The organism is Bradyrhizobium sp. MI1.3, from assembly GCF_055811695.1.
The window spans coordinates 16,191-41,229 of sequence record NZ_JBVVPQ010000047.1 but is presented as its reverse complement, the minus strand read 5'-3'; the positions used below and the strand labels follow the sequence as shown (position 1 = coordinate 41,229).

The 25,039-nt window shown below is 64.1% G+C and carries 21 protein-coding genes; 12 read left to right on the top strand and 9 right to left on the bottom strand.

The genetic code is table 11. The annotated features are described in order from the left end of the window. Positions 1-128 precede the first annotated feature (128 nt). From AC0L3A_RS27955 to AC0L3A_RS27940, 4 genes are all read left to right on the top strand, one after another. Positions 129-1,511, top strand: a complete 1,383-nt coding sequence (locus AC0L3A_RS27955) for an ethanolamine ammonia-lyase subunit EutB (protein WP_007593632.1) — start codon at positions 129-131, stop codon at positions 1,509-1,511. Between the two features lie 152 nt (positions 1,512-1,663). After that, a complete protein-coding gene (locus AC0L3A_RS27950; protein WP_007593631.1) occupies positions 1,664-3,250 on the top strand; it encodes a B12-binding domain-containing radical SAM protein in 1,587 nt (528 codons plus the stop codon). Between the two features lie 6 nt (positions 3,251-3,256). After that, complete coding sequence (eutC, locus tag AC0L3A_RS27945) at positions 3,257-4,042, top strand: ethanolamine ammonia-lyase subunit EutC (protein WP_007593630.1); 786 nt, start codon at positions 3,257-3,259, stop codon at positions 4,040-4,042. A 206-nt stretch (positions 4,043-4,248) separates the two neighbouring features. Continuing rightward, the gene (locus AC0L3A_RS27940) at positions 4,249-6,612 is read left to right on the top strand and encodes an efflux RND transporter permease subunit (RefSeq protein ID WP_007593629.1); all 2,364 of its coding nucleotides are present in this window, start codon (positions 4,249-4,251) and stop codon (positions 6,610-6,612) included. Positions 6,613-6,735: 123 nt separating this feature from the next. On the opposite strand, the gene AC0L3A_RS27935 is transcribed toward AC0L3A_RS27940, so the two are convergent. Continuing rightward, positions 6,736-7,233, bottom strand: coding sequence for a hypothetical protein (locus AC0L3A_RS27935; RefSeq protein ID WP_219684806.1), 498 nt, complete (start codon positions 7,231-7,233; stop codon positions 6,736-6,738). 461 nt (positions 7,234-7,694) lie between these two features. Between AC0L3A_RS27935 and AC0L3A_RS27930 the strand changes: the two genes are divergently transcribed. From AC0L3A_RS27930 to AC0L3A_RS27905, 6 genes are all read left to right on the top strand, one after another. Beyond that, a complete protein-coding gene (locus AC0L3A_RS27930) occupies positions 7,695-7,928 on the top strand; it encodes a hypothetical protein (protein WP_007593627.1) in 234 nt (77 codons plus the stop codon). A gap of 194 nt (positions 7,929-8,122) precedes the next feature. Further along, positions 8,123-9,007 (top strand): squalene synthase HpnC, encoded by an 885-nt coding sequence (hpnC, locus tag AC0L3A_RS27925; RefSeq protein ID WP_007593626.1) that lies wholly within the window; start codon positions 8,123-8,125, stop codon positions 9,005-9,007. After that, entirely contained in the window at positions 8,997-9,836 is an 840-nt protein-coding gene (hpnD, locus tag AC0L3A_RS27920; RefSeq protein ID WP_007593625.1) for a presqualene diphosphate synthase HpnD, read from the top strand. The genes hpnC and hpnD overlap by 11 nt, the downstream gene beginning before the upstream one ends. Next, positions 9,836-11,089 (top strand): hydroxysqualene dehydroxylase HpnE, encoded by a 1,254-nt coding sequence (hpnE, locus tag AC0L3A_RS27915; RefSeq protein WP_007593622.1) that lies wholly within the window; start codon positions 9,836-9,838, stop codon positions 11,087-11,089. The genes hpnD and hpnE overlap by 1 nt, the downstream gene beginning before the upstream one ends. 76 nt (positions 11,090-11,165) lie before the next feature. Beyond that, the gene (shc, locus tag AC0L3A_RS27910) at positions 11,166-13,133 is read left to right on the top strand and encodes a squalene--hopene cyclase (protein WP_473255486.1); all 1,968 of its coding nucleotides are present in this window, start codon (positions 11,166-11,168) and stop codon (positions 13,131-13,133) included. After that, positions 13,130-13,879: a phosphorylase gene (locus AC0L3A_RS27905; protein WP_007593620.1), complete on the top strand. Its 750-nt coding sequence runs from the start codon at positions 13,130-13,132 to the stop codon at positions 13,877-13,879. Before shc ends, AC0L3A_RS27905 begins: the two co-directional genes overlap by 4 nt. 166 nt (positions 13,880-14,045) lie before the next feature. Here AC0L3A_RS27905 and hpnH read toward each other — a convergent pair whose 3' ends face one another. Both hpnH and ispH read right to left on the bottom strand, forming a co-directional pair. Beyond that, positions 14,046-15,206: an adenosyl-hopene transferase HpnH gene (gene hpnH, locus AC0L3A_RS27900; RefSeq protein ID WP_007593619.1), complete on the bottom strand. Its 1,161-nt coding sequence runs from the start codon at positions 15,204-15,206 to the stop codon at positions 14,046-14,048. A gap of 35 nt (positions 15,207-15,241) precedes the next feature. Next, a complete protein-coding gene (gene ispH / locus AC0L3A_RS27895; RefSeq protein WP_219684809.1) occupies positions 15,242-16,168 on the bottom strand; it encodes a 4-hydroxy-3-methylbut-2-enyl diphosphate reductase in 927 nt (308 codons plus the stop codon). Positions 16,169-16,629: 461 nt separating this feature from the next. Here ispH and hpnN point away from each other — a divergent pair, with 461 nt between their 5' ends. Further along, positions 16,630-19,218: a hopanoid transporter HpnN gene (gene hpnN, locus AC0L3A_RS27890; protein ID WP_007593617.1), complete on the top strand. Its 2,589-nt coding sequence runs from the start codon at positions 16,630-16,632 to the stop codon at positions 19,216-19,218. Here hpnN and AC0L3A_RS27885 read toward each other — a convergent pair. Further along, positions 19,186-19,818 carry a DUF2147 domain-containing protein gene (locus AC0L3A_RS27885; RefSeq protein ID WP_007593616.1) on the bottom strand — a complete coding sequence of 211 codons (633 nt, stop codon included), beginning with the start codon at positions 19,816-19,818 and terminating at the stop codon, positions 19,186-19,188. The two genes, hpnN and AC0L3A_RS27885, sit on opposite strands and share 33 nt — an antisense overlap. 141 nt (positions 19,819-19,959) lie before the next feature. Here AC0L3A_RS27885 and hpnO point away from each other — a divergent pair, with 141 nt between their 5' ends. Then, positions 19,960-21,351 carry an aminobacteriohopanetriol synthase HpnO gene (gene hpnO / locus AC0L3A_RS27880; RefSeq protein ID WP_007593615.1) on the top strand — a complete coding sequence of 464 codons (1,392 nt, stop codon included), beginning with the start codon at positions 19,960-19,962 and terminating at the stop codon, positions 21,349-21,351. Positions 21,352-21,424: 73 nt separating this feature from the next. Here the strand turns inward: hpnO and AC0L3A_RS27875 are convergent, their stop codons facing one another. The 5 genes from AC0L3A_RS27875 to AC0L3A_RS27855 form a co-directional block, all read right to left on the bottom strand. Continuing rightward, positions 21,425-22,033: a hypothetical protein gene (locus AC0L3A_RS27875; RefSeq protein WP_051058409.1), complete on the bottom strand. Its 609-nt coding sequence runs from the start codon at positions 22,031-22,033 to the stop codon at positions 21,425-21,427. A 71-nt stretch (positions 22,034-22,104) separates the two neighbouring features. Continuing rightward, on the bottom strand, positions 22,105-22,872 hold the full coding sequence (locus AC0L3A_RS27870; protein WP_007593614.1) for an anti-sigma factor family protein: 768 nt from the start codon (positions 22,870-22,872) through the stop codon (positions 22,105-22,107). Next, positions 22,869-23,417 carry a sigma-70 family RNA polymerase sigma factor gene (locus AC0L3A_RS27865; RefSeq protein ID WP_007608103.1) on the bottom strand — a complete coding sequence of 183 codons (549 nt, stop codon included), beginning with the start codon at positions 23,415-23,417 and terminating at the stop codon, positions 22,869-22,871. Before AC0L3A_RS27865 ends, AC0L3A_RS27870 begins: the two co-directional genes overlap by 4 nt. Before the next feature lie 157 nt (positions 23,418-23,574). Further along, positions 23,575-23,898, bottom strand: coding sequence for a cupredoxin domain-containing protein (locus AC0L3A_RS27860; protein ID WP_354127647.1), 324 nt, complete (start codon positions 23,896-23,898; stop codon positions 23,575-23,577). A 23-nt stretch (positions 23,899-23,921) separates the two neighbouring features. Then, complete coding sequence (locus AC0L3A_RS27855) at positions 23,922-24,866, bottom strand: metallophosphoesterase family protein (RefSeq protein ID WP_473255485.1); 945 nt, start codon at positions 24,864-24,866, stop codon at positions 23,922-23,924. Positions 24,867-25,039 lie beyond the last annotated feature (173 nt).

The following is a 25,039-nucleotide window of genomic DNA, read 5'->3' as shown; positions in this document are numbered from 1 at the left end:
TAACGCCGGGTTTGGCGCCCTTCGCCGTCGGTCGAAGGAAAGGTAGATATTTCAGCGTCTTGATCTGAAGGTATAGTCTTGGGATTGCCCAGGAGTCGGCCTTTGGCCGACGAACCCCGGAGAGACCCTTGGTCTACCGCCACACCATCGACGCCACGACCTACACGTTCCCGGATTTGCGCGACCTGCTCGCCAAGGCGACGCCGCCGCGCTCCGGCGACCGCCTGGCCGGGATCGCCGCCGCCAGTGCCGAACAGATGATCGCGGCGCGGATGGCGCTGGCCGGCGTCCCGCTCGGGCAGTTCTTGCAGGAAGCCGTCATCCCCTATGAGACCGACGAGGTCACCCGCCTCGTCATCGACAGCCACGACGCCAAGGCCTTCGCGCCGGTGGCTTCGCTGACGGTCGGCGCCTTTCGCGACTGGCTGCTATCGGACGCCGCGACGCCCGAAATCTTGCGCAAGCTGGCCGGCGGCATCACCCCGGAGATGGCCGCCGCGGTCTCGAAGCTGATGCGCAACCAGGATCTGATCCTGGCGGCGCGGAAATGCGAGATCACCACCGCTTTCCGCAACACCATCGGCCTGAAGGGCCGGATGAGCACCCGGCTGCAGCCCAACCATCCCTTCGACGACGCCAGGGGCATCACCGCCTCCATCCTCGACGGCATCCTGCTCGGCGCCGGCGATGCCTGCATCGGCATCAACCCGGCGAGCGACGACCCGGCCGTGATCGGCCAATTGCTGCGGCTGCTCGACGAGGTCATCGCGCGGCTGAAGATCCCGACACAGGGCTGCGTGCTGACCCATGTCACCACGACGCTGTCGCTGATCGGGCAGGGGGCGCCGGTCGACCTCGTGTTCCAGTCGGTCGCCGGCACTGAGGCTGCCAACCGCAGTTTTGGTATCGACCTCGCGCTTCTCAAGGAGGCGCACGAGGCCGGATTGTCGCAGAGGCGCGGCACGGTCGGGCAGAACGTGATGTATTTCGAGACCGGGCAAGGCTCGGCGCTATCGGCCAACGCCCATCACGGCGTCGACCAGCAGACCTGCGAGGCGCGCGCCTATGCGGTGGCCCGCGCCTTTGCGCCCCTCCTGGTCAACAGCGTGGTCGGCTTCATCGGCCCGGAATATCTCTACGACGGCAAGGAAATCATCCGGGCCGGGCTGGAGGATCACTTTTGCGGCAAGCTGCTCGGCCTGCCGCTCGGCATCGACATTTGCTACACCAACCACGCCGAGGCGGACCAGGACGACATGGACAATCTGCTGACGTTGCTCGCTGCCGCCGGCGTCACCTTCATCATGGGTGTCCCCGGCGCCGATGACGTCATGCTGAACTATCAGTCCACGTCTTTTCACGACGCGCTCTATGTCCGCGACGTCTTCGGACTGCGCCGCGCGCCGGAATTCGACGATTGGCTGGTGCGGTCCGGCATTGCGGGCGCCGATTTCCGTCTTGCCGGCGATGCAGGCCTGCTGCCCGATTTTGCCTCCCGGCTGATCGCGTGACGCGGCGGAAGCACCCGGCGGCCCGAGGAAACCATTGGTGCCCTAAGGAATTATGCTCATGCCACAATATTGAGAAATTCCGGCGGCAGCATTACGCTATGTGGCTGTCTGGCAATTTCCGCAGCTAAGTCGAGCGTGGCGGGGGAGCTTTGATGCGAGCTGAAAGTAACGGGACGTCCCGGCGGATTCTCTGCGTGTTTCCGCGATACACATCGTCGTTCGGGACGTTCGAGCATTCCTACCCCCTGACCGATGGCGTCCGCGCCTTCATGCCGCCGCAGGGACTTTTGCTGCTCGCCGCCTATCTGCCCAGGGAATGGCAGGTCAAATTCGTCGACGAGAACCTGCGCCGTACGACGAAGGAGGAGTTCGAATGGGCGGAGGCGGTCTTCGTCAGCGGCATGCACATCCAGCGCCAGCAGATGAACGACATCTGCCGCCGCGCCCATGAGTTCGACCTGCCGGTCGCGCTTGGCGGTCCCTCCGTCAGCGCCTGCCCGGATTACTATCCGTCGTTCGACTATCTCCATGTCGGTGAGCTCGGCGACGCCACCAATCAGCTGCTCGAAATACTGTCGCGCGACATCTCGCGTCCCGAGACCCAGGTGGTTCTGACCACCAAAGACCGCGTGCCGATGACGGAGTTTCCGATCCCGGCCTACGAGCTCGCCGACGTGAAGAAATACTTCCTCGGCAGCATCCAGTATTCCAGCGGCTGTCCGTATCAGTGCGAGTTCTGCGACATCCCCGGGCTGTACGGCCGCAATCCGCGCATCAAATCGCCGGAGCAGATCATCGCCGAACTCGACCGCCTGCGCGAATGCGGCATGACCGACACGGTCTATTTCGTCGACGACAATTTCATCGGCAACCGCAAGGCGGCGCTGGACCTCTTGCCGCATCTGATCGAATGGCAGAAGAGGACCGGCTATATGGTGCGGCTCGCCTGCGAGGCGACGCTCAACATCGCCAAGCGGCCGGAAATCCTCGAGAAGATGCGCGAGGCCTATTTCGTCACCATCTTCTGCGGCATCGAGACGCCCGATCCCGATGCGCTGAAGGCGATGCACAAGGACCACAACATGATGGTCCCGATCCTCGAGGGCGTGCAAACCATCAACTCCTACGGCATGGAGGTCGTGTCCGGCATCATCATGGGGCTCGACACCGACAAGCCCAACACTTCGGAGGCGCTGCTCGCCTTCGTCGAGGACTCCCGGATTCCGCTGCTCACGATCAACCTGCTTCAGGCGCTGCCGAAGACGCCGCTATGGGACCGTCTGGAGCGCGAGGGACGCCTGGTCGAGGACGACGGCCGCGATTCCAATGTCAACTTCCTGTTGCCCTACGACGACGTCGTCGCATCCTGGAAACACGCCATGGCCGTCGCCTACGAGCCCGAGAAGGTCTACGCGCGCTTCCAGTATCAATGCGACCACGTTTACGTGCATCGCCTGAAGATGCCGACGCCGGACGAGATGAAGACCTGGCCCAACATCAGGCGCGGCCTCGTCATGCTGCGAAACATCTTCTGGAAGGTCGGCGTGCTCGGCGACTACAAGCGCGTGTTCTGGAAGTTCGCGCTGGGCCGCATCAAGCGCGGCGACCTCGAAGGTCTGATCGGCTGCACTCTGATCGCGCACCATCTCATCACCTTTGCGCGGGCGGCCTCGACCGGCCAGCAGAACGCCTCGAACTATTCGATCCGGCTACGCGAGGCCTCCGTCCCCGCCGAATGACACAACATGTCTGATCCGGCCATCCCGCGTCGTCCGACCCTCGATCTGCGGTCGCTTACGCCCGCGCGCGTCGCGCTCGGGCGCAGCGGCGCGAGCCTGCCGACGCGGGCACTGCTCGATTTCACGCTGGACCATGCCCGCGCCCGCGATGCCGTACATGCCGTGTTCGATGCGCCGCGGCTGGTCGCGGATCTCCGCGCGCTCGGCCTCGTCGTCACCGAGGCGAACAGCCGGGCGGTCGACCGCAGGGACTATTTGCGGCGGCCCGATCTGGGCAGACTGCTGGATGCCGGATCAGTCGAGGCTCTGGCGCGGAGCGCCTCGGAGCCGTGCCAACTCGCGGTCGTGATTGGCGATGGGCTGTCGGCTGCGGCGGTCCACGCCCATGCGGCCGCGCTGGTGATGCGCCTGCTGCCGTTGCTCGCAGCCGGCGATGGTGTCGCGATCGGCCATGTCGTGGTCGCCTCAGGCGCGCGTGTCGCGCTCGGCGACGAGATCGGCGCCATTCTCGGCGCGCGCATGGTCGTGACGCTGATCGGCGAGCGGCCGGGCCTGTCGGCGCCCGACAGTCTCGGCGCCTATCTGACTTTCGCCCCGAAGCCGGGCCGCACCGATGCCGAGCGCAATTGCGTGTCGAACATCCACAAGGCCGGGTTGAGCTATGACGAGGCTGCTTTCAAGATCGCCTGGCTGGTCCGCGAGGGGCTCGCGCGGGAAGTGAGCGGTGTGGCGCTGAAGGACGAGAGCGCGGACCGCGCGCCGCGTCGAATTGGCACGGCTTTGCCCGAATGAAGGGCATTAAGGCAAAATCGCCACATCTTGATCGATTCGGCCACACTCCGCCTGCTTGCGAGAAGGGCGATTGACCTGCTAAACCCCTCGCGGCGATTTTCTGCGCATTTTCAAAGGGCAAGCCTCCCATTGGTATGGCATTTTCAAGCCGTTCGCGGGGCGCGACAAGCTCACAGACCCGAGCCGATTTAGGAACTGGACAAGGCATGCTCGAAAAGCACAGCGAGAGTGAGGTTCATGTCGACAAGGTCGAGCAGGGACCTGCGTCCTCGATCGCCTTCGGGCTGGAGCGCATCGGGCTGTTCGCCGTCCGGGCGCCCATCGTCTCCTGCATCGTCCTGCTCGTCCTGATCGTCGGCGCCGTGTTCGGCATCCATCGGATCAAGATCGACGATTCGCTGTCGCAGCTGTTCCGGTCCAACACGCCGGAATTCCGCCAGTACGAAGCGGTGACCAAGAAGTTCCCGGCCGAAGAATTCGACGTCCTCGTCGTAGTCGAGGGCAAGACCCTGCTGGCGCGGAACAACCTCGAGAAGCTGCGCGACTTCGTCACCGACATGCAGCTGGTGGAGGGTACGCGCGGACTGGTCTCGCTGTTCTCCGCGCGTCAGGCGCCGGCGCCGGGCAAGCTTCCCGCAGCCTTGTTCCCGCCCGAGCTGCCCGAGGGCGCGGCCTATGACAAGTTCATCGAGGGCGTCAAAGCCAACGAGATCATCCGCGGCAAGCTGTTGTCCGAGGACGGCACGCTGGCGCTGATCGTGCTTTCGCTCGATCCGGAGGTGGTCGCCTCCAACAAGCTGACCAAGACCGTCGCCGACATCCGCGCGCTGATGAAGGAAGACCTCGGCGACACCGGCCTCAACGTGCAGCTTTCCGGCGTGCCGGTGATGCAGCTCGAGATCCGCAACGCGGTCGAGCGCGACGGGCTCACCTACAACATCCTCGGCATTCTCGCCGGCTGTGTCATCGCCATCATCTTCTTCCGCAAGATCTCGTTCATGGTGGCGGCGGCGTTCCCGCCGATGATTGCGATCCTGCTGGCGCTCGGCGCGCTCGGCTGGGCCAATTTCAACCTCAACATGTTCCTGAACGTGATGACGCCGCTCATCATGGTCATCAGCTTCTCGGACTCGATGCAGCTCACCTTCGCCGCGCGCGACCGGCTGATCGCGGGCCAGGACAAGTTCACCGCGTTCAAGAACGCGGTGCTGGTGGTGGGACCGGCCTGCGTGCTGACGCACGGCACCGCCGGCATTTCCTTCATCGCGCTCCAGTTCTCCGACTCCGATCTGATCCGCAAGTTTGGCGAGGCGGGTCTCGCCGCCACCATCATCGCGCTGGTCGCGGTGTTGTCGCTGGTGCCGGTGTTCGGCGTGCTGCTGGTGCGCAACGAGAAGGTCTTTGCGACCAAGTTCCAGAGCGCGGATGCCGGCGTGCAGGCGCTGCGTAATTTCTGCTACTGGATCGCGGTGCGCATGGTGGGCCGTCCTGGCCTGTTCAGCCTGATCGCGGTGGTGTTCGTGGCGGGCCTCGGCGTCATCTACGCAAATCTGGAGCCGCGCTACCGGCTCGCCGACCAGGTGCCGGACAAGCGCCAGGCGGTCGCCGCCAGCGACCGGCTCGACGCCAAGCTCACCGGCGCCAACCCGGTCAACGTTCTGATCCAGTTCCCCAAGGGTGAATCGCTCTATTCGCCGGAGACGCTGCAGACCATCGCGGATGTGCACGCGACGGTGGAGAAGGCAGCCGGTGTCGGCAATGTCTGGTCGGTCGAGACCCTGCGCCGCTGGCTCGCGGACAAGGCCGGCAGCGCCGACGTCGCGACCCTGAAGGAATATGTCAGCGTCATTCCGGAGCATCTGGTGCGCCGGTTCATCGATGCCGAGCAGGACGCCGTCGTGGTCGCAGGTCGCGTGCCGGACAAGGATTCCAGCCAGCTCCTTCCGATCGTCGACAAGCTCGATACCGAGCTCGACGCCGTGCGCAAGAAGCATCCCGGCTATGAAGTGGCGGTCACGGGTCTTGCCGCGATTGCCGCGCGCAACTCGGCCGGCATGATCGAGAAGCTCAACCGTGGGCTGACCGTCGAATTCGCGCTGGTCGCGATCTTCATCGGCCTGGCCTTCCGTTCCTGGGTGGTGATGTTCGCCTGCATCCTGCCGGGCATCTTCCCCGTTGTGATGTCGGGAACGGTGCTGTGGGCGATGGGTGAGGGACTGCAATTCGCCAGCGTCGTGGCTCTGACCGTTTCGTTCGGCCTCGGCTTAAGCGCCACCATCCATTTCCTCAACCGCCTCAGGCTCGAGAGCAAGCCGGGCGTCGGCTCGGCGCTCGCGGTGGAGCGCGCCACCGTGCTGGTCGGCCCGGCCTTGATCCTGACCACGCTGGTGCTGGCCTGCGGTCTCGTCGTCACGGTGTTCTCCGACCTGCCGTCGCTACGGCTGTTCGGCTGGCTCAGCGCCTTCTCGATGGTGATGGCGCTCGTCGCCGACCTCTTCATCCTGCGGCCGACGGCGATGTGGTTGATCAATCTGCACGCCAAGCTTCAGGGCGACAAGCCGGCGATCTGAACGGCTTCGTTCATCAGACACTCGAATCGGCGCGGTCCGGGCGATTGCGCCGCGTCTCCCGAAAACAACAAAGCCCCGGTTCGCGAGAACCGGGGCTTGTTGCTTTCGAAGCGGTAAGAGCCGTCAGCCCTTCGTCATCGTGATGTTGACGCCGCGAATCTCGCCCTTGGATGAGATCTGCACCGTTTGCTTGGTGCCGTTGGTGCGCAGCGACAAATTGGCGGCAAAGCCGTTGGCCTCGACGAACACCTCGATCTGGCCGCCACCGGCGGTGCCTTGCAGATTGCCGAAGATGTTGCGGTTGGTCTCGCTCCAATTGCCGGAGATCCGCTCGCCCTGGCTGGTCACGTCGCTGGTGAGGTCGAACTTGTAGCTGTCGGACGCGCAGTGCAACGCCTGCTTGAGGCTGAGACCGGTGCCGGCAACTTTGTAGTCGGCCTTGCAACGGATGCGCTCGGTGGAGCCGTCGGACAGCGACACCGTACCCGTGCCGGTCCATGCGCCCTCGAAACCTGCAAACGGTCCGGACGACTGAGCCTGACTTGCCGAAACTGAGAACAGCAGCACAGCGCCGATGCCGGCCGCCTTGATTGCCAGTTCAGATCGCCCAAAAAAATTCATCTTCAAAATATCCCGTTTTGGAACGACGTCCGCTTGTCACCAAGGACGTCTCGCCACATCGAAGGTTTAGTGTTCCGAGCCTGTGTCAGGTTCAATGGCCGGCCGCCCACATGTCGGCATCGCGAAGCGCACTTGCCATGATCGGCCTCCGGATTCTCTGCGTTTCGGCATGTTTCTGGGGCCCATGGCGGGATGTAGAGATGCAGCTCTGCAACAGGTGCGCAGCAAAACGCGGCGTACCCGAATTATGACGTAGTATCAGTCTCTTACATTTGTCACAGAAGGCGCAGGGAAGACCTGATCTGGTGGACGTGGCGCCAATTTGGCCGCATTTGCCAGTGCTTGTGCCTTCTCCGAGGCCGCTACTCCCGCGGCGACTTGCCATCAGAACAATCCGTTCCGGTCGTCGCCCTGTGCTGTCCGGGATTGGTGCGATTCTGCCGTCAGAATGAAGGAATACAATGCGTAAGCTTCTCGTCGCTCTCACCTTGCTGTCGGCCTCCCTCTCGACCGCAGCGTTCGCCCAGCAAGGGCGCGGCACGGACGCCGAGCAGAAGGCCTGCTCGCGCGATGTGCAGAAGCTCTGCCGTCCGGTCATCGACCAGGGCGATTTCACCATCCTGGCCTGCCTCAAGGAGAACCGGGCCAAGATTTCGCAGGCCTGCGACCAGGTCCTGAAGAACCACAACCAGTAAGCTCGGCCACTGGCCCACAAAAGGCGGCCTCCGGGGCCGCCTTTTCGGGCCTGATCCGCAAAGGGCAGCCATCGAGAGACAGGATTGGTTTTGCGGCCGTATTCCCCTATATGGGGGCCGCGGCGGCATCGCCCGCACGGGCTAGCGCGAGCGAAAAAGCCCTTCCTGTCCAAACGATTGTAGACCAGCCCTCGATGACCTCTGCGAGCGAATTGCGATCCGGCAAGGGTGAGCGCGACGAGAATTTTCCCGTCGCGTCCTGGATCATTCATCCGCGTCATCGCGCGCTGATCCTGGCGTATTACAATTTCGTTCGCACCGCCGACGACATCGCCGACCACGCCACGCTGCCGCCGGACGAGAAGCTCGCTTATCTCGACCTGCTCGAGGCGGAATTGCTCGGCAAAGGCGACACCCAGGCCGAGGCCGTCAGCCTGCGGCACGCACTGGCCGAACGCGGTATGGCGCCGCGCCACGCGCTCGACGTGCTCATCGCGTTCCGCATGGACGTGACCAAGTTGCGCTACGAGAATTGGGACGAGGTCATCCATTATTGCCGCTACTCGGCGATGCCGGTCGGCCGCTTCATGCTCGACGTCCATGGTGAGAGCACCTCGACCTGGGCCGCGTCCGATGCGCTCTGTGCAGCGCTGCAGATCAACAACCATCTCCAGGATTGCGGCAAGGATTTCCGCGAGCTCAACCGCGTCTATCTGCCGCGCGATGCGCTGGCCGCGAGTGGCGCCTCGGTCGAGCAGCTCGGAGAGGCGCAATCGCCACCGGCGATGCTGGCCTGCCTTCAGGCTCTCGCCGTGCGCAACGAAGCGCTGCTCGACGAGGGCAGGTCGCTAGCTGCGGAGATCAGGGATTTCCGCCTCGGCATCGAGGTCTCGGTGATCCAGGCTTATGCCGACCGCATCGTGCGCCTGTTGAAGGTGCGCGATCCCCTGCGCGAGCGCGTGCACCTGAACAAGCTCGAGCTCCTCACCTTCAGCCTCGCCGGCATGATCGGCGAAGTCGGCCGCCGCGCGGTCGGACGCAAGGCCATTTCAAGACCGGGGACTGCACATGACGCTTGAGGCGACCTCGCCCGGCGCCAATTATGGCTCGACCGCATCCGGCAGTTCGTTCTACGCCGCGATGCGCATCCTGCCGCACGACCAGCGCGAAGCGATGTTCCAGATCTACAGCTTCTGCCGCCAGGTCGACGACATCGCCGATTCCGACGGACCGCGCGACGAGCGGCTCGCCGCCCTTCAGGCGTGGCGCAACGACATCGATGCGCTCTACCAGGGCAATCCGCCGCCACGGCTGAAGGACTACGTCGCCTCGGTGAAGACCTTCGGCCTCAAGCGCGAGGATTTCCTCGCGATCGTCGACGGCATGGAGATGGACGTGCCGCAGGACATCCGCGCGCCCGACATGGCGACGCTGGATCTCTACTGCGATCGCGTCGCGAGTGCCGTGGGGCGGCTGTCGGTCCGCGTCTTCGGCCTGCCGGAAGAAGACGGCATCGAGCTCGCCCATCATCTCGGCCGCGCGCTCCAGCTCACCAACATCCTGCGCGACATCGACGAGGACGCGGGCCTCGGCCGGCTCTATCTACCGCGCGAAGCGCTGCTGCATGCCGGCATCACTTCCAACGATCCGGACCGCGTGATCGTCGAGCGCGCGCTGCCGAAGGTCTGCCTGCCGCTGGCGCAGCGCGCAAAGGTGTATTTCGAGAAGTCGGACGAGATCATGAACCGCAATCGGCGCCGCGCGGTGCGCGCGCCCCGGATGATGTCGAAATACTATCATGCCATTCTGGATCTTCTGATCGCGCGCGGGTTCAACGCGCCGCGTGAGCCGGTGCGTGTGTCGAAGATCACACGCATCGCCATCCTGCTCCGATACGCTCTCATCTGATGCAAAAAACAGCTCACATCATTGGCGCTGGAATTTCCGGCCTCTCCGCCGCCGTGCGGCTTGCCAATGCCGGCTTCAAGGTCGCCGTGCACGAGGCGACCCAGCAGGCCGGCGGCCGCTGCCGTTCTTATTTCGACGGCGCCACCAATCTCACTATCGACAACGGCAACCATCTGCTGCTGTCCGGCAACAGCCATGCGCGCGCCTACGCGCGCTCGATCGGCACTGAAGCGGGCCTCGTCGGTCCGGAGCGCGCGCAGTTTCCCTTTGTCGACCTCACGACCGGGCAGCGCTGGCAGATTGACCTCGGCGACGGCCGGCTCCCGACCTGGGTGCTCGACGAGAGCCGCCGCGTCCCCGACACCGGGTTGACCGATTACCTGAAGCTGGCGCCGCTGATCTGGGCATCGGAAGAGACGCTGGTCGGCAAGTCCATTCCCTGCGAGGGCGTGCTCTATCAGCGCCTGGTGCAGCCGCTGCTGCTGGCGGCGCTCAACGTCGATCCACCCGAAGGCTCGGCGGGGCTGGCCGGCGCGATCGTGCGCGAGACGCTGCTCGCCGGCGGGCAGGCCTGCCGTCCCCTGATCGCGCGCGACGGGCTCAGCGCGGTGCTGATCGAGCCTGCCGTGACGTTCCTGCAGGAGCGCGGGCACAGCGTTCAGCTCGGCCATGAGCTGCGCTCGTTTGCGACCCATGACGGCAAGGTCGGCGCGCTGAATTTCGGCGGCGAAGATGTGATCCAAATCGGCGAGGGCGACGTCGTCGTGATGGCGGTACCGCCGCGCGCTGCCTCCAACCTGCTGCCGGGCCTGAAGACGCCGACCGAATTCCGCGCCATCGTGAATGCGCATTTCCGCGTTGAGCCGCCAGCGGGATCGGCTCCGATCCTCGGCGTGATCGGCGGCGTCGTGGAATGGCTGTTTGCGTTCCCGAACCGGCTGTCCGTCACCATCAGCAACGGCGACCGTCTGGTCGAGATGCCGCGCGAGGAACTCGCGCAGGCGATCTGGAACGACGTGTGCAAGGCGGGCGGTGTGTCCGGCGAGCTGCCCCCTTGGCAGATCGTGCGCGAGCGCCGTGCCACATTCGCGGCGACGCCGGCGCAGAATGCCCTGCGTCCAGGGCCGGTCACTGCGCTGAAAAACCTGTTTCTTGCAGGCGATTGGACTGCTACGGGATTGCCTGCAACCATCGAGGGATCGGTCCGATCCGGTGATCGCGCCGCCGATCTGGTTCTGGCCGCCAAGGGATAGTGACAGGCGGCCCTGACGGGTATTTGTCCCGGTCAATTTCGGCCAATTCAATCGACTATCGGAGCAATCGAGCGAGATGGATTCCGTGAACGCGACCAGCCGCGAAGCCCAAGAATTCGGGAACTTGGCATCGAGCATTGCGTCGGCCACCGAAGGCGTCCTCGGCTTCCAGCAATCCGACGGGCATTGGGTGTTCGAGCTCGAGGCCGATTGCACGATTCCGGCCGAATACGTGCTGCTGCGCCATTATCTCGCCGAGCCGGTCGATGCCGTGCTCGAAGCCAAGATCGCCAATTATCTTCGCCGCGTTCAGGGCGTCCATGGCGGCTGGCCGCTGGTGCATGATGGCGAGTTCGACATGAGCGCCAGCGTGAAGGCGTATTTCGCGTTGAAGATGATCGGGGATTCCATCGACGCGCCGCACATGGTGCGTGCGCGCGAGGCGATCCATTCCCGCGGCGGCGCCATTCACAGCAACGTCTTCACGCGCTTCATGCTTGCGATGTTTGGCGTCGTGACCTGGCGCGCGGTACCGGTGCTGCCGATCGAGATCGTGCTGCTGCCGTTCTGGTCGCCGTTCCACATCAACAAGATCTCCTACTGGGCACGCACCACCATGGTGCCGCTGATGGTCATCGCCGCGCTGAAGCCACGGGCGAAGAATCCCAAGGGTGTCGGCATCGACGAGCTGTTCCTGCAGGATCCGCGCTCGATTGGCATGACGGCCAAGGCGCCGCACCAGAGCATGGCCTGGTTCGTGCTGTTCCGCGCGCTCGACGGCATTTTGCGCGTGGTCGAGCCGATGTTTCCCAAGAGCCTGCGCAAGCGCGCGATCGATGCCGCGCTCGCCTTCACCGAGGAGCGGTTGAACGGCGAGGACGGCATGGGCGCGATCTATCCGCCGATGGCCAACATCGTCATGATGTACGACGCGCTCGGCAAGGATGAGACCTATCCGCCGCGCGCGATCACGCGCCGGGGTATCGACAAGCTGCTCGTGATCAAGGACGACGAGGCCTATTGCCAGCCCTGCGTCTCGCCGGTGTGGGACACGACGCTGACCGCCCACGCGCTGCTCGAAGCCGGCTGTGACAGAGCGGTGCCCGCGGCCAAGCAGGGTCTCGACTGGCTGATCCCGAAGCAGGAGCTCGAGGTGAAGGGCGACTGGGCGGTGAAGCGGCCCGACGTGCGCCCGGGCGGCTGGGCCTTCCAGTACAACAATGCCCATTATCCCGATCTCGACGACACCGCGGTGGTGGTGATGTCGATGGACCGGATGCGCCGGGAGCACGGTGCGACCGGCTATGACGCCGCGATCGACCGTGCCCGGGAGTGGATCGAGGGCATGCAGAGCGACGACGGCGGCTGGGCCGCCTTCGACGTCAACAACCTCGAATATTATCTGAACAACATCCCGTTCTCCGACCATGGCGCGCTGCTCGACCCGCCGACCGAGGACGTCACCGCGCGCTGCATCTCGATGCTGGCCCAGCTCGGCGAGACCCCGAAGACCAGCAAGCATGTCGCCGAGGGCGTCGCCTACCTGCGGAAGACCCAGCACCCCGAAGGGTCCTGGTACGGCCGCTGGGGCATGAATTTCATCTATGGAACCTGGTCGGTGCTGTGCGCCCTCAACATGGCCGGCGTCCGCCATGACGACCCCATGATCCGGAAAGCCGCCGGCTGGCTGGCCTCGATCCAGAATCAGGACGGCGGCTGGGGCGAGGATGCCGTCAGCTACCGGCTGGACTACCGAGGCTGGGAAGCCGCCCCCTCGACCGCATCGCAAACGGCATGGGCCTTGCTTGCCTTGATGGCTGCTGGCGAGGTTGATCACCCGGCCGTCGCCCGCGGGGTGGAGTACCTGATTGCAACACAGAACGAAAAAGGACTGTGGGACGAACAGCGGTACACCGCCACAGGCTTTCCCCGTGTATTCTATCTACGGTACCATGGTTACCCGAAGTTCTTCCCGCTGTGGGCGTTGGCGCGGTATCGGAACTTGCGGAACACCAACAGCAGGGTGGTAGGGGTCGGAATGTGACTTTGGGGACGGGGGACTATCTTACCGCGGGTCAAACCGTTGATCCGAGGCCGATATTGATCGTGACTGGATTGGTTCAGGAGGCCCGCATCGCGGCCGGGCCCGGAATGGCGGTGATCTGTTCGTCGAGCAGCCCGACCCAGTTGCGGGCGCTGTTGACGGTGCTGGATCCCGAGACGATTCGCGGTGTGATCTCCTTTGGCGTGGCCGGCGGGCTCGACCCGACGCTGCGCTCCGGCGACGTCGTGCTGGCGACCGAGGTGCTCGCGGGCGACACGCGCTGGGCCGCTGGCCTCTCGCTCGGCGACGACCTGATCGACCGCCTGACGTCGGGCCGCCGCCGCGTGGTGCGCGGCAGCCTCGCCGGTGCCGAGGAAGTGGTCACGAGGCGCTCCTGCAAGGCGGCGCTGCATTCGGAGACCGGAGCTGCCGCCGTCGACATGGAAAGCCACATCGCGGCCGCCTACGCCGCCGAAGCCGGCTTGCCGTTCGCCGCGGTCCGCGTCATCAGCGATCCCGCCCATCGCGCGCTGCCGGCGCTCGCCCGCGCCGCCATCAAGCCGAACGGCCAGATCGACGTGCTGGCCGTGCTGCGCGGCATCGTGCGCAATCCGACCGCGCTGCATGGACTGGTCTCGACCGGCCTCGACTTCAACCGCGCGCTGCGCAGCTTGCGCGGTTGCCGCGACTATTTGATTGGTACCGAGCTCGTGGAGAGCGAGGCGCTGGTCTCTGAGGCAGCCTGAGCGGTTTCTGCGATCACTAAAAACAAAAGGCCCGGTCGCCATTGGCGATCGGGCCTTTTCTATTTCGGTGTGCGTAGCTCGGATGGAGCGGAGCGCAATCCGACGTCTTCAAAGCAGAGGGGCCGTCCCGGATTTCGCTTGCGCTCCATCCGGGCGGGCGTCGCGCTTACGCGGCGGTGGAAGCCTTCCGCGCCGCCTTCTCCTGCGCGGCGGCGGCCTCGTCCTTGCGGATCTCCGACAGGCGCTTCTGCACTTCCGCGGAGAAGATGTACTGCGCCGGGCGCTGCTTGCTCATGTCGATCTCCGGGGCCATCGGACCCGTGGTCCTGATCCCGCGCAGCGACACCCACATTGCCTTCAGCGGATTGTTGATGGCCGCGGTCGCCGCGGTCGGCTCGTAGCCGCAATGGGCCATACAGTCGGCGCACTTCTCGTACTTGCCGGTGCCGTAGGTCTCCCAGTCGGTGGTGTCCATCAGCTCCTTGAAGGTTTTTGCGTAGCCTTCACCGAGCAAATAGCAGGGCTTCTGCCAGCCGAAGATGTTGCGCGCGGGCATGCCCCAGGGCGTGCACTCGTATTCCTGGTTGCCGGCGAGGAAGTCCAGGAACAGGCCGGAATGCATGAAATTCCACTTCTTGCCCTTGCCCATCGCAAAGACGTCGCGGAACAGCTTCTTGGTCTTGGTGCGGTTGAGGAAGTGCTCCTGGTCGGGCGCCCGCTCATAGGCGTAGCCCGGAGACATCGAGACGCCGACGCCGAGCTCGACGGTGAGATCCAAGAACTTGGCGATCTCCTCGGCCGGATGGCCGTCGAAGATGGTGGCGTTGACGTTGACGGTGAAGCCGCGGGCCTTGGCCGCCTTGATCGCGGAGACGGCGCGGTCGAACACGCCCTTCTGCGACACCGCCTTGTCGTGGTGCTCCTTCAGACCGTCGAGGTGCACGGAGAAGAACAGGTAGGGCGAGGGCTCGAACAGATCGAGCTTCTTCTCGAGCAGCAGAGCGTTGGTGCAGAGCGAGACGAACTTCTTGCGCGCCACGAGGCCGCGCACGATCTCGCCGATCTCCTTGTGGATCAGCGGCTCGCCGCCGGGGATGGCGACCATCGGCGCGCCGCACTCGTCGGCCGCGTCCCAGCACTCCTGTGCGGTCATGCGGCGGTTGAGGATCGCATCCGGATAGTCGATCTTGCCGCAGCCGACGCAGGCGAGGTTGCAGCGGAACAGCGGCTCCAGCATCAGCACGAGCGGATAGCGCTTGCGGCCAAGCAGCTTCTGCTTGATCAAATAGCCGCCGATACGCATTTCCTTGAAGAAGGGGATAGCCATTACAAGTTTCTTTCTGGGCTTGAAATTCGGGTGGGTCAGCTCGCAGCCAGTTGGGCCGGAAGCCGGAATTCGATGTTTTCCTCGCGGCCCGGAAGCACCGAGACCTTGACCGGTCCGATCCGCCGCATCGCTTCGATCACGTCATCCACGAGTACCTCGGGCGCCGAAGCGCCGGCCGTGACACCGACGGTTCTGGCATCTTTCAACCACTCCGGATTGAGCGCGCTGCCGTCGGCAATCAGATAACTCGCGACACCGGCCTCAGTGCCGATTTCGCGGAGCCGGTTCGAATTCGAGCTATTGGCAGCGCCCACCACCAAGATCACGTCGACCAGCTTGCTCAAGTCCCTTACCGCAGATTGGCGGTTCTGTGTCGCATAGCAGATATCCCGGATATCCGGGCCTTGAATATCTGTAAAGCGGGCCTGCAGGGCCGAAATGATGTCCTTTGTGTCATCCACAGACAGGGTGGTCTGGGTGATGTAGGCCACTGGCGTATCCGCCGGCAGCTCAAGGGCCTTAACCTCTTCAACGCTTTGGACCAACAGTACGGGGGCGGGAACCTGGCCCATCGTACCTTCGACCTCGGGGTGGCCGGCATGGCCGATCAGGATCAGGGTGCGGCCCCTGGCGATGTAGCGCTTCCCCTGATTGTGAACTTTCGTGACCAGGGGGCAGGTGGCATTGAGCACCGGAAGGTCGCGCGCGGCCGCTTCTTCCTCGACGCTGCGGGCGACGCCATGAGCGCTGAAGACCGTCACAGCCTTCGGCGGCACCTCCGACAGTTCCTCGACGAAGATCGCGCCCTTGTTCTTCAGGCTCTCGACGACGTACTTATTGTGCACGATCTCATGGCGCACGTAGACGGGCGGGCCGTACTTCTCCAGCGCCCGTTCCACGATCTCGATCGCACGTACCACCCCCGCGCAAAAGCCGCGCGGTTGCGCCAGATAAACTTCCATTGGACGCCCATCACGCAAGTTGCACCAATCCGCTCTCAAGTTCAGGGGACACCCCGATACGAACCAATGAGTTGCAATATCCGCACCACCGGTTTCGCTCACGCGGTAGCCGCCCACCCCTGTCGGGGCCCCGTGCATGGAGGCGCAATACTTTGTGTCAAAAAATCGGCAGCAAGGAAAGGTGGAATGAACTTTGGTTCCTCTGGGATCACTTTTACGGTATTATAGTAGAGGGATGTTTGGTCAGAAAAGCGGTGATATCGGTGTTTGCGCCTTCGTCACTTTCCCGCCTCAACTCCCCGGCTATACCGACCGCCCCGCATGATTTCGCCATGGTCTTCCGCCGTTTACCTCGAACCTTCTGACGGCGATAACCACTCAAAACAGCAATAGGTTTCGGCCGGGAACTCCGTTAAACAGCGGGCGTTTCCGGCAAGCTGTTAACCGCAGAAAGAAAAGTAGTGCTGCAAAGCGTCGTCGTTGCCATCGTCAGGGCCTGCACCCGGTTTGCCTCCCTCGTCGTCATTCTCGGGCTCCTGCTGGCGGTGGGGGCGGGCTATTACACGTCCCGGCATTTCGCCATCAACACCGATATCAATTCGCTGATTGCCCAAAATCTGGACTGGCGCCAACGCGACCAGCAGTTCGATCGCGCCTTCGACCGCGATGCGACGATTACGGCGGTGGTCGAAGCCAAAACGCCGGAGATGGCGACCGCGGCCTCGGACGCGCTCTATGCCAAGCTGAAGGACAACAAGACAGACTTCCAGTCGGTGCAGCAGCTCGGCACCGGCGAGTTCTTCGAGAAGAATGGCCTGTTGTTCCTGCCGACAGAGGAAGTCGCAAAGGTCACCAGCCAGTTCGAATCCGCCGCGCCTCTGATCGAGATCATGGCAGGCGATCCCTCGATCCGCGGCCTGACCGGGGCGCTGGAAACGGGACTTGCCGGCGTCAAGCGCGGGCAGGTCAAGCTCGACAACACCGAGCGGCCCTTCAACCAGATCGCGCAAACGGTCGAGACCGTGCTCAACAAGGGCAATGCGACCTTCTCCTGGCGTGAGCTCGTCAGTGACGAGCCGCTGACGGATTCGGACAAGCGCGCCTTCATCGAGTTCAAACCGATCCTCGACTACAACGCGCTGGAGCCCGGTAAGGGCGCAACCGACGCGATCCGCAAGGCCGCAGCCGATCTGGACTTTGCCACCAAATACCAGGCGCGGGTCCGGCTGACCGGGCCGGTCCCGATCGCCAACGAGGAATACGCAACCGTCCAGGAAGGCGCCGTCGTCAACGGCATCGGCACGGTTCTCGTCGTGCTGCTCATCCTCTGGCTGGCGCTGCATTCGGCGAAGATCATCTTCGCCGTGTTCGTCAATCTCTTCGTCGGTCTTGCGCTGACAACCGCCGCCGGCCTGATGATGGTGGGTTCGCTCAATTTGCTGTCGATCGCGTTCGCCGTGCTGTTCGTCGGTCTCGGCGTCGATTTCGGCATTCAGTACAGCGTCCGCTATCGCTCCGAGCGCTACAAGCACAACGACCTTTCGGGCGCGCTGATCCTGGCTGCCAAGCGCTCGGCAATTCCGTTGTCGCTGGCGGCAATGGCGACCGCGGCCGGCTTCCTCTGCTTCATCCCCACCGACTACAAGGGTATTGCCGAACTCGGGCAGATCGCCGGCGTCGGCATGCTGGTCGCGTTCGTCACCAGCATCACCGTGCTGCCGGCGATGCTGAAGCTGTTGAACCCGCCCGGCGAGAAGGAGCCGGTCGGCTACGCCTTCCTGGCGCCGCTCGATCACTTCCTGGAGAAGCACCGGGTGCTGGTCGTCGGCGGTACGATGTTTCTGGCGGTCGCCGGCCTGCCGCTGCTCTATTACATGAAGTTCGACTTCAACCCGATGAACCTGCGCAACCCGAAGGCAGAGTCGATCGCGACCTTCCTCGATTTGCGCAAGGATCCCAACACTGGCGCCAATGCCATCAACGTGATGACCACGTCGGAAGAGCAGGCGAGGCAGGTGGAGGCGAAGCTGGAGAAGGTGCCGGAGGTGTTGCGCGTGATGTCGCTCAACAGCTTCGTTCCCGAAGACCAGGCGCCGAAGCTGAAGCTGATCGCGCAGGGCGCCAAGGTGCTGAACCCCGCGCTCAATCCCGACCAGATCGACGCCGCGCCCACGGACAAGGAAAACGTCGATGCGCTGAAATCCTCGGTCGACAATCTGCGCCGGACCGCAGGCGATGCGAAGGGCCCGGGTGCGGTCGCCTCGCGTCGGCTCGCTGACGCGCTGGAAAAGCTCGCCAATGGCGATGAAGCCACGCGGAACAAGGCGCAGGACGTGTTCGTCGCGCCGATGAAGATCGTGTTCGACCAGCTCCGGAACGCGATGCAAGCCGAGCCGGTTACCCTGAAGTCATTGCCGGCAGATCTCGTCAGCGCCTGGAAGAGCAAGGACGGCATCATCCGGGTCGAGGCGCTGCCGAAGGGCGATCCCAACGACAACGACACGCTGCGCAAATTTGCGGCGGCGGTGCTCGTTGCCGAGCCGACCGCGATCGGCGGTCCGGTCTCGATCCTGAAATCCGGCGACACCGTGGTGAAGGCGTTCATCCATGCGGGAATCTACGCGCTGCTGGTGATCGGCCTGCTGCTGTGGATCACGCTGCGCCGGTTCGTCGACGTGTTGATGACGCTGGTGCCGCTGCTGGTGGCCGGCGCGGTGACGCTCGAGATCTGCGTGCTGATCGGCTTGCCGCTCAACTTCGCCAATATCGTCGCGTTTCCGCTGCTGCTCGGCGTCGGCGTGGCCTTCAAGATCTACTATGTCGTGGCCTGGCGCTCGGGCAGGACAAACCTGCTCCAGACCAGCCTGACGCGCGCGATATTTTTCAGCGCGCTGACAACGGCGACCGCGTTCGGCAGCCTTTGGCTGTCGAGCCATCCCGGCACGTCCAGCATGGGCAAGCTGCTCGCGCTGTCGCTGGTGACGACGCTCGCCGCCGTGCTGCTGTTTCAGCCCGCCCTAATGGGCAAACCCCGCAATCTCAGGGAGTAGGCAGATGTCGCCGACCTGGTCGGCGGCGCCCTTCTGACCGGGTTTGGCACTGCCGGCGGCCTTCGGGGCTGCGGGCGCAGGCTGCGCCGCTGTAGTACCTGTCGTTCCCGGGGCTTTCGGTGCCGCGCCGGCGGGCTTCGGCGCGCCCTTGGCCATGGCGTTGGCGGAGCTCAAGGGAATCGGGGGGCTGACCCGGGTCCAAGTCTCGCCACCGCACAGGAACCCCATCACGCAGCCCTTGATCTCGAGCTGGTCGGTGCCAACCGGCGTGATGGTCGCGCTGTAGAGCTGGCCGTCCTTGGCGTTGTAGACCTGACCTTCCCACTGCTCGGCGCCGGGCTTTTTCTTCATGTCGATCAGGGTCGCCATGCCTAGCGTGGGCCGGGTCTTTTTCGACGCGTCCGGATTGTTCTCGTCGCGGCCGCCGGGCTGTTTTTCCCAGGAAACCGCGCCCCACATGCTGCCATTGCATTGGGCGACACGAATGTTGGCAACGCCGTCGGCAACCCGCCAGTCGCCGGTCGGATCGGCGGCGAGCGCCGGGGCCAGGCAGGTGTAACCGCCAGCCAGTATTAGTCCGGTGTAAAGGGCTAAACGCATGATAGTTCCTTGGCAGTGCAACATGGTCTAAAGCTCTGCTTGCGAAGATGGTCCGAAAAAGGGCAAAAGGCCGCACAGACCGTTTTCAGCGACGTTCCGTTTTCAGTTGACGAGACGGCCCTCAACCGAAGTATGTAGCGGATGCACAGCCCAAATCCAGACATGTCTCAGCTGTTCGCGGACCGCCAGGCCCAGCGCAGCGCCCTGCATAATCGGCATCTGAACGAGCAGTTCGTTCGGGTTCTGAAGACCATCGGCTACGATGTCGGCTTCCAGAAGGGGCAGGGGCAGTACCTCTACGACCGCGACGGGGCGCGCTATCTCGACCTCTTGTCCGGTTTTGGCGTGTTTGCGATCGGGCGCAATCATCCTGTCATGCGTGAGGCGCTCAAGAGCGTGCTCGATGCCGACCTGCCGAACCTCGTCCAATTCGACGTCTCGGTGCTTGCCGGCGTGCTCGCTGAGCGGCTTTTGAAGTACGTCCCCTATCTCGACAAGGCCTTCTTCGCCAATTCCGGCGCCGAATGCGTCGAAGCCGCGATCAAGTTCGCCCGCGGCGCCACCGGCCGTCCGGGGATCGTCTATTGTGCCCACGGCTATCACGGCCTGACCTATGGCGCGCTGTCGCTGACCGGTGATTCGAACTTCCGCACCGGCTTCGAGCCGTTGCTGCCGGGCTGCACCTCGATCCCGTTCAACGATCTCGCCGCTCTTGAAAAGGCGCTGGCTTCGCGCGAGGTGGCGGCCTTCGTCGTCGAGCCGATCCAGGGCAAGGGCGTCAACATGCCCACCGACGAGTTCCTGCCGGGTGCGGCTGCGCTCTGCAAGAAATACGGGACGTTGTTCGTCGCCGACGAGATCCAGACCGGCATGGGCCGCACCGGCCGCTTCCTCGCGGTCGAGCACTGGAACGTCGAGCCCGACATGGTGCTGCTCTCGAAGTCGCTGTCCGGCGGCCACGTGCCGGTCGGCGCGGTGCTGACGCGCAAGAGCATCTTCGACAAGATCTTCAACCAGATGGACCGTGCAGTCGTGCACGGCTCAACTTTCTCCAAGAACGACCTGGCGATGGCTGCGGGCATCGCCACGCTTGACATCATGGAGGCCGAGAAGCTGATCGAGTCCGCCGCCAAGCGCGGTGCCGAGCTGCGCCTCGCGCTCACGCGCATGGTGCCCGGCTACGAGCTGTTGAAGGAAGTCCGCGGCAAGGGCCTGATGATCGGCGTCGAGTTCGGCCCGCCCAAATCGCTGCGGCTGCGGGCGTCCTGGAACGTGCTGGAGGCAGCCAACAAGGGCCTGTTCTGCCAGCTCATCACCGTGCCGCTGTTCAAGGACCACAAGATCCTGACGCAGGTCGCCGGCCATGGCAGCCACACCATCAAGCTTCTGCCGCCGCTCACCATCACCGAAGAAGATTGCGGCTGGATCGAGCGCGCCTTCGACGACGTCATCGCCGGCAGCCACAAGGTCCCCGGCGCGATCTGGTCGCTCGGCAAGACGCTGGTCGACAACGCGGTGCGGCGGTCGGCGTAAGGCCGAGGCGCTCAGGCGGCTTCAATCTTGTTCGCCACTTCGATGTGATCGAGGGCCGCGGGAGGTGCCCGCCTCAATGGGCAAACACCGTATTGAAGAGCGCCAGGACGTTGCCGTCCTTCTCGACCGCAAGAATGGCGCGGCGTTGCGTCGCGTAGACGATCGGGATGTCCATCCAGGCTCTACTTCGGATCAGAAGCGAATTGTTTGCCGCGTCCTGCGGCACAGCGGACAGGCCGATCAGGAAATGCGTGTCGTCGACCTTCACCGACAGCGCGGCAATGGGCGCTCCCTTGGCCTGCTCGTTGGCCTTCATCAGAAGGCCCATGACCTGTTTGATCCTGCCGGCGGCGAAGTCCGGGGCGAAATCGATCTGCACCGTGTGGGTGGCTGGCAGTGCGGGGTCGAAATTGCGCCGGATGGAGAGCGTCATCTGCAGGTTCCGCGAAGGCACCTCGACATTCCCGCGTATCGTAACATCGCCTGATGGTGCGGAGGCATCGGTCGTCGGTTCTATCCGCCAAGTGATCTTTCCTTCTGCGCGATCACCCTTCGGGTTGCTCACGTCTTCCTCGTAGAGGACGGCCCGCATCGTGGTGGCGAGTCCGTCGCGGGCTGCTGCCGGCCCGGAAGCGGCGATCGTCCAGGCAAGCGCTGCGGCAAGAAGGAGAGGGCGCATCATGGCGCTTGAATTAGCAGCGCTCTCCCGAGCTCGCAATCAAAAGTTGTGAGTCTGACTTGCGGGATGCGCCGCTATCCCTCCACATTGGCCTTCATCGCCGCCTCGAACTTCTCGACGAACTCGGCGAGCTCGTCGGCGCCGAGATCGCTGATGGCCCAGAAGTTCAGGCCGCGATTGCCCCAGCGCCGGCAGTTGAAGCCCTGCATGGTTTCGGTCTTGGGCGCGCGGTATTCCGCGTTCGATGTCTGCGACACGAACAGATTGACCACGTGCTGCCGGCGCTTGTAGACGACCGCGCCGATGGCACGGGCGTCGATATAGTCGAGCCTGCCGCCGACCAGCGTAAAACCTTGCGCGGTGAGGTCGATTACGGGCGGGGCGACGTCGAGCTTGCCGTTGAACCACGGCTTGACCGTGTGCTGGTCGGTGGAGACCACGTCGATGAGGTGGCCGGCCTGGAGCGAGCGCAGATGCGCGGAGACGACCTCCGACAGGATGCGCTGCTGGTCGTCCTGGCGCAGCACCAATGCGACGACGCCGGAGGCGGCGAGCGCGGAGACTGCCGAGCCCATCGCAAAGCCGCGCAGCACGGAGCGGCGGCTCGGCTGTTGACGCTGCGGCTGCGGCAGCGAAGCCTCGATACGCGCACGCAGGCTCGCCGGTGCGGTGTAGCGCAAATCGGCATCCGCAAGCACGCGCTGCATGTCGCGTTGGGCCGAAAACTCCGCAGCGCAGGCCGGGCAGCTGGCGATATGGGCTTCGACCTCGCGCGCGTGGCCGGCATCGAGCTCATTGTCGAGCAGCGCGTGAAGCAGGATTCTTGCTTCGTCGCAGGTCATCTTGCTTGCTCCTCATCCGCCGTCCAGGCCGCGCGCAGCATGGCGCGGGCGCGGGCGAGGCGGGACATCACGGTGCCGACGGGTGCACCGACGGCCTCTGCGATTTCACGATAAGACAGGTTGTTGATCTCCCGCAGCACGAATGTTTCCTTGAACGGTTCGGCGAGCGCGTCGATCAGCTTGCGGATCGCGCCCGCATCGCGGCTGCGCAGCACTTCGGTTTCCGGGCTTGCCTCGGTCTCTTGCCAGATCGGCGTCTGCTCGGCAGCGCCGGGGGTATCCTCGATCGCGCTGTGCCTGTGTGCGCGGCGTGCATATTCGGCATTGCAGACGTTACGCAGGATCGCGAACAGCCAGGGCTTCATCGCCGGCCCGCGATAGCTATCGAAATGCTTCAGAGCGCGCAGATAGCACTCCTGCACCGCGTCCTCGGCATCGGAGGCGTCACGCAAGAGATAGCGCGCGAGCGTGTAGACGTCGTCGAGATAGGGCAGCGCCGCCTCGCGGAAGCGTTGCGCCTTCTGCAAATCGTCGTTAGCGGGCATCGCTCCTCGCTTTGCCTCTTGTTCTGCGCGTTGAATCGTGTCGTCGCTGTTCGTCTCGTCCCTGTTCGTTTTGTCTCTGTGTGTGACCGAAGGCACACGAGCCCGGCCGGCGTGGGACCACCGGCCGGGCAAGACGTTGATGCCTTGGTTCGAGATGTTACTCAACCTTGATCATCCCCGTCATGTGCGGGTGCAGAGAACAAAAATATTTGTAGTCGCCCGCATTGGTGAAGGTGAACGAGAACTTGTCGTCAGTGTCCAGGGTCTTGGACCTGAATTTGCCGGCCGACACCACGGTGTGCGGGATGTCGTCCCGGTTGGTCCAGGTCACGGTGGTGCCGACCTTGATCTTGAGCTCGGCCGGCTGGAAGACGAAATTGTCGATATGCACCTCCATGTCGTCGGCACGGGCGGTTGTGGCGGGTAACAGCATGGCCGCGGCCAAAGCGACACCGAAGTCGCGGCGATTGAGTGTCTTCATTGTCAGCTTCCGTTAGCCCTGCATCAACCCTGGAGCGGCGTGTCGATGATCGCGAGCCGCTGCTCGTTCTGCTTGAAGTTGATGCTGGCAACGCCGAGCATCGCGCGGAGCTTTGCGTCCTCGACCTTCATCGGTCCGGGCGAGGGGGCAGCCCCGGGTGCCGGCTGCGGGAAGGCGGTGGAGCGGGCGGTGTGGAAGGTGACGTTGCCCTCGACCTTCTGCATCACCTGGTGAATATGCCCGTTCAGCACGGTGACCGAACCGAAGCCTTTCACGTGTTCCAGCGCGCGGGCGCCGTCCTCGGTGCCCCAGCCCCATTCGGGGTAGACCGTCCAGAGCGGGATGTGGGCGAACAGCACGATCGGCGTCGATTTCGACTTGCCGCGCAGATCGTCCTCGAGCCAGGCGAGCTGCTCGGCGCCGAGATTGCCGAGGCCTCCGGCCTTGAGGTCGACGACATTGACGAGGCCGATGAAGTGCACGCCGCCAGCGTCGAACGAATACCAGCCTGCGCCCTTTGTGCCGCGGCCGTAGCGCTCGCGATAGAATTTCACCTCCTCGTCGAGGAAGTCATGCTCGCCGGGCACGTAATGCACGTCGAGCTTGCTCTGCGAGATGATGCGATCGGCATTGTCGAATTCGGCGGCCTTCGACAGATGCGTGATGTCGCCAGTGTGGATCATGAACGACGGCTTGACCGGCATCGCGTTGATCTTGTTGATGGCTTCCTCGAGCGTGCCGAGCGCGTTGGGATTGGCCGGCTTGTCGAAGCCGACATGGCTGTCGCTGATCTGGAGGAAGGTCATTCCGGGCGCGGCCGCGGTCGCAGCTTGCGCGGAATCGATGATGCCGAGCGAGCGCGGCACGCCCCCAGTGATGGTCCAGAGCACTCCGGTGCCGGCCCAGGTCATGCATTCCAACACCTTGCGGCGGCTTAAGCCGTCCTCGCCGTGATCGTGTCCGCTCATCGCGCAGCTCCACTCCGCCCGGAATTGGGCTTCGGGGAGGTGATTGGGGGAGCGGGGGTGTTATTCCCGGACGCGATGACGTTTTCGTGAGGTGGTTGGACGCGTAGCCCGTATGGAGCGCAGCGGAATACGGGACCAATCGAGCGTCCTCTCCCGGATTTCGCTACGCCCCA

What these genes read in the sequence shown, in the direction of transcription:
- AC0L3A_RS27865 (WP_007608103.1), bottom strand. Translation starts at nt 23,417, where the DNA reads ATGCCCGCTAACGACGATTTGCAGAAGGCGCAACGCTTCCGCGAGGCG.
- hpnE (WP_007593622.1), top strand. Translation starts at nt 9,836, where the DNA reads ATGCAAAAAACAGCTCACATCATTGGCGCTGGAATTTCCGGCCTCTCC.
- AC0L3A_RS27935 (WP_219684806.1), bottom strand. Translation starts at nt 7,233, where the DNA reads ATGAATTTTTTTGGGCGATCTGAACTGGCAATCAAGGCGGCCGGCATC.
- AC0L3A_RS27940 (WP_007593629.1), top strand. Translation starts at nt 4,249, where the DNA reads ATGCTCGAAAAGCACAGCGAGAGTGAGGTTCATGTCGACAAGGTCGAG.
- AC0L3A_RS27885 (WP_007593616.1), bottom strand. Translation starts at nt 19,818, where the DNA reads ATGCGTTTAGCCCTTTACACCGGACTAATACTGGCTGGCGGTTACACC.
- shc (WP_473255486.1), top strand. Translation starts at nt 11,166, where the DNA reads ATGGATTCCGTGAACGCGACCAGCCGCGAAGCCCAAGAATTCGGGAAC.
- hpnH (WP_007593619.1), bottom strand. Translation starts at nt 15,206, where the DNA reads ATGGCTATCCCCTTCTTCAAGGAAATGCGTATCGGCGGCTATTTGATC.
- AC0L3A_RS27855 (WP_473255485.1), bottom strand. Translation starts at nt 24,866, where the DNA reads ATGAGCGGACACGATCACGGCGAGGACGGCTTAAGCCGCCGCAAGGTG.
- ispH (WP_219684809.1), bottom strand. Translation starts at nt 16,168, where the DNA reads ATGGAAGTTTATCTGGCGCAACCGCGCGGCTTTTGCGCGGGGGTGGTA.
- hpnD (WP_007593625.1), top strand. Translation starts at nt 8,997, where the DNA reads ATGACGCTTGAGGCGACCTCGCCCGGCGCCAATTATGGCTCGACCGCA.
- hpnC (WP_007593626.1), top strand. Translation starts at nt 8,123, where the DNA reads ATGACCTCTGCGAGCGAATTGCGATCCGGCAAGGGTGAGCGCGACGAG.
- AC0L3A_RS27870 (WP_007593614.1), bottom strand. Translation starts at nt 22,872, where the DNA reads ATGACCTGCGACGAAGCAAGAATCCTGCTTCACGCGCTGCTCGACAAT.
- AC0L3A_RS27950 (WP_007593631.1), top strand. Translation starts at nt 1,664, where the DNA reads ATGCGAGCTGAAAGTAACGGGACGTCCCGGCGGATTCTCTGCGTGTTT.
- eutC (WP_007593630.1), top strand. Translation starts at nt 3,257, where the DNA reads ATGTCTGATCCGGCCATCCCGCGTCGTCCGACCCTCGATCTGCGGTCG.
- AC0L3A_RS27930 (WP_007593627.1), top strand. Translation starts at nt 7,695, where the DNA reads ATGCGTAAGCTTCTCGTCGCTCTCACCTTGCTGTCGGCCTCCCTCTCG.
- AC0L3A_RS27860 (WP_354127647.1), bottom strand. Translation starts at nt 23,898, where the DNA reads ATGAAGACACTCAATCGCCGCGACTTCGGTGTCGCTTTGGCCGCGGCC.
- AC0L3A_RS27875 (WP_051058409.1), bottom strand. Translation starts at nt 22,033, where the DNA reads ATGATGCGCCCTCTCCTTCTTGCCGCAGCGCTTGCCTGGACGATCGCC.
- hpnO (WP_007593615.1), top strand. Translation starts at nt 19,960, where the DNA reads ATGCACAGCCCAAATCCAGACATGTCTCAGCTGTTCGCGGACCGCCAG.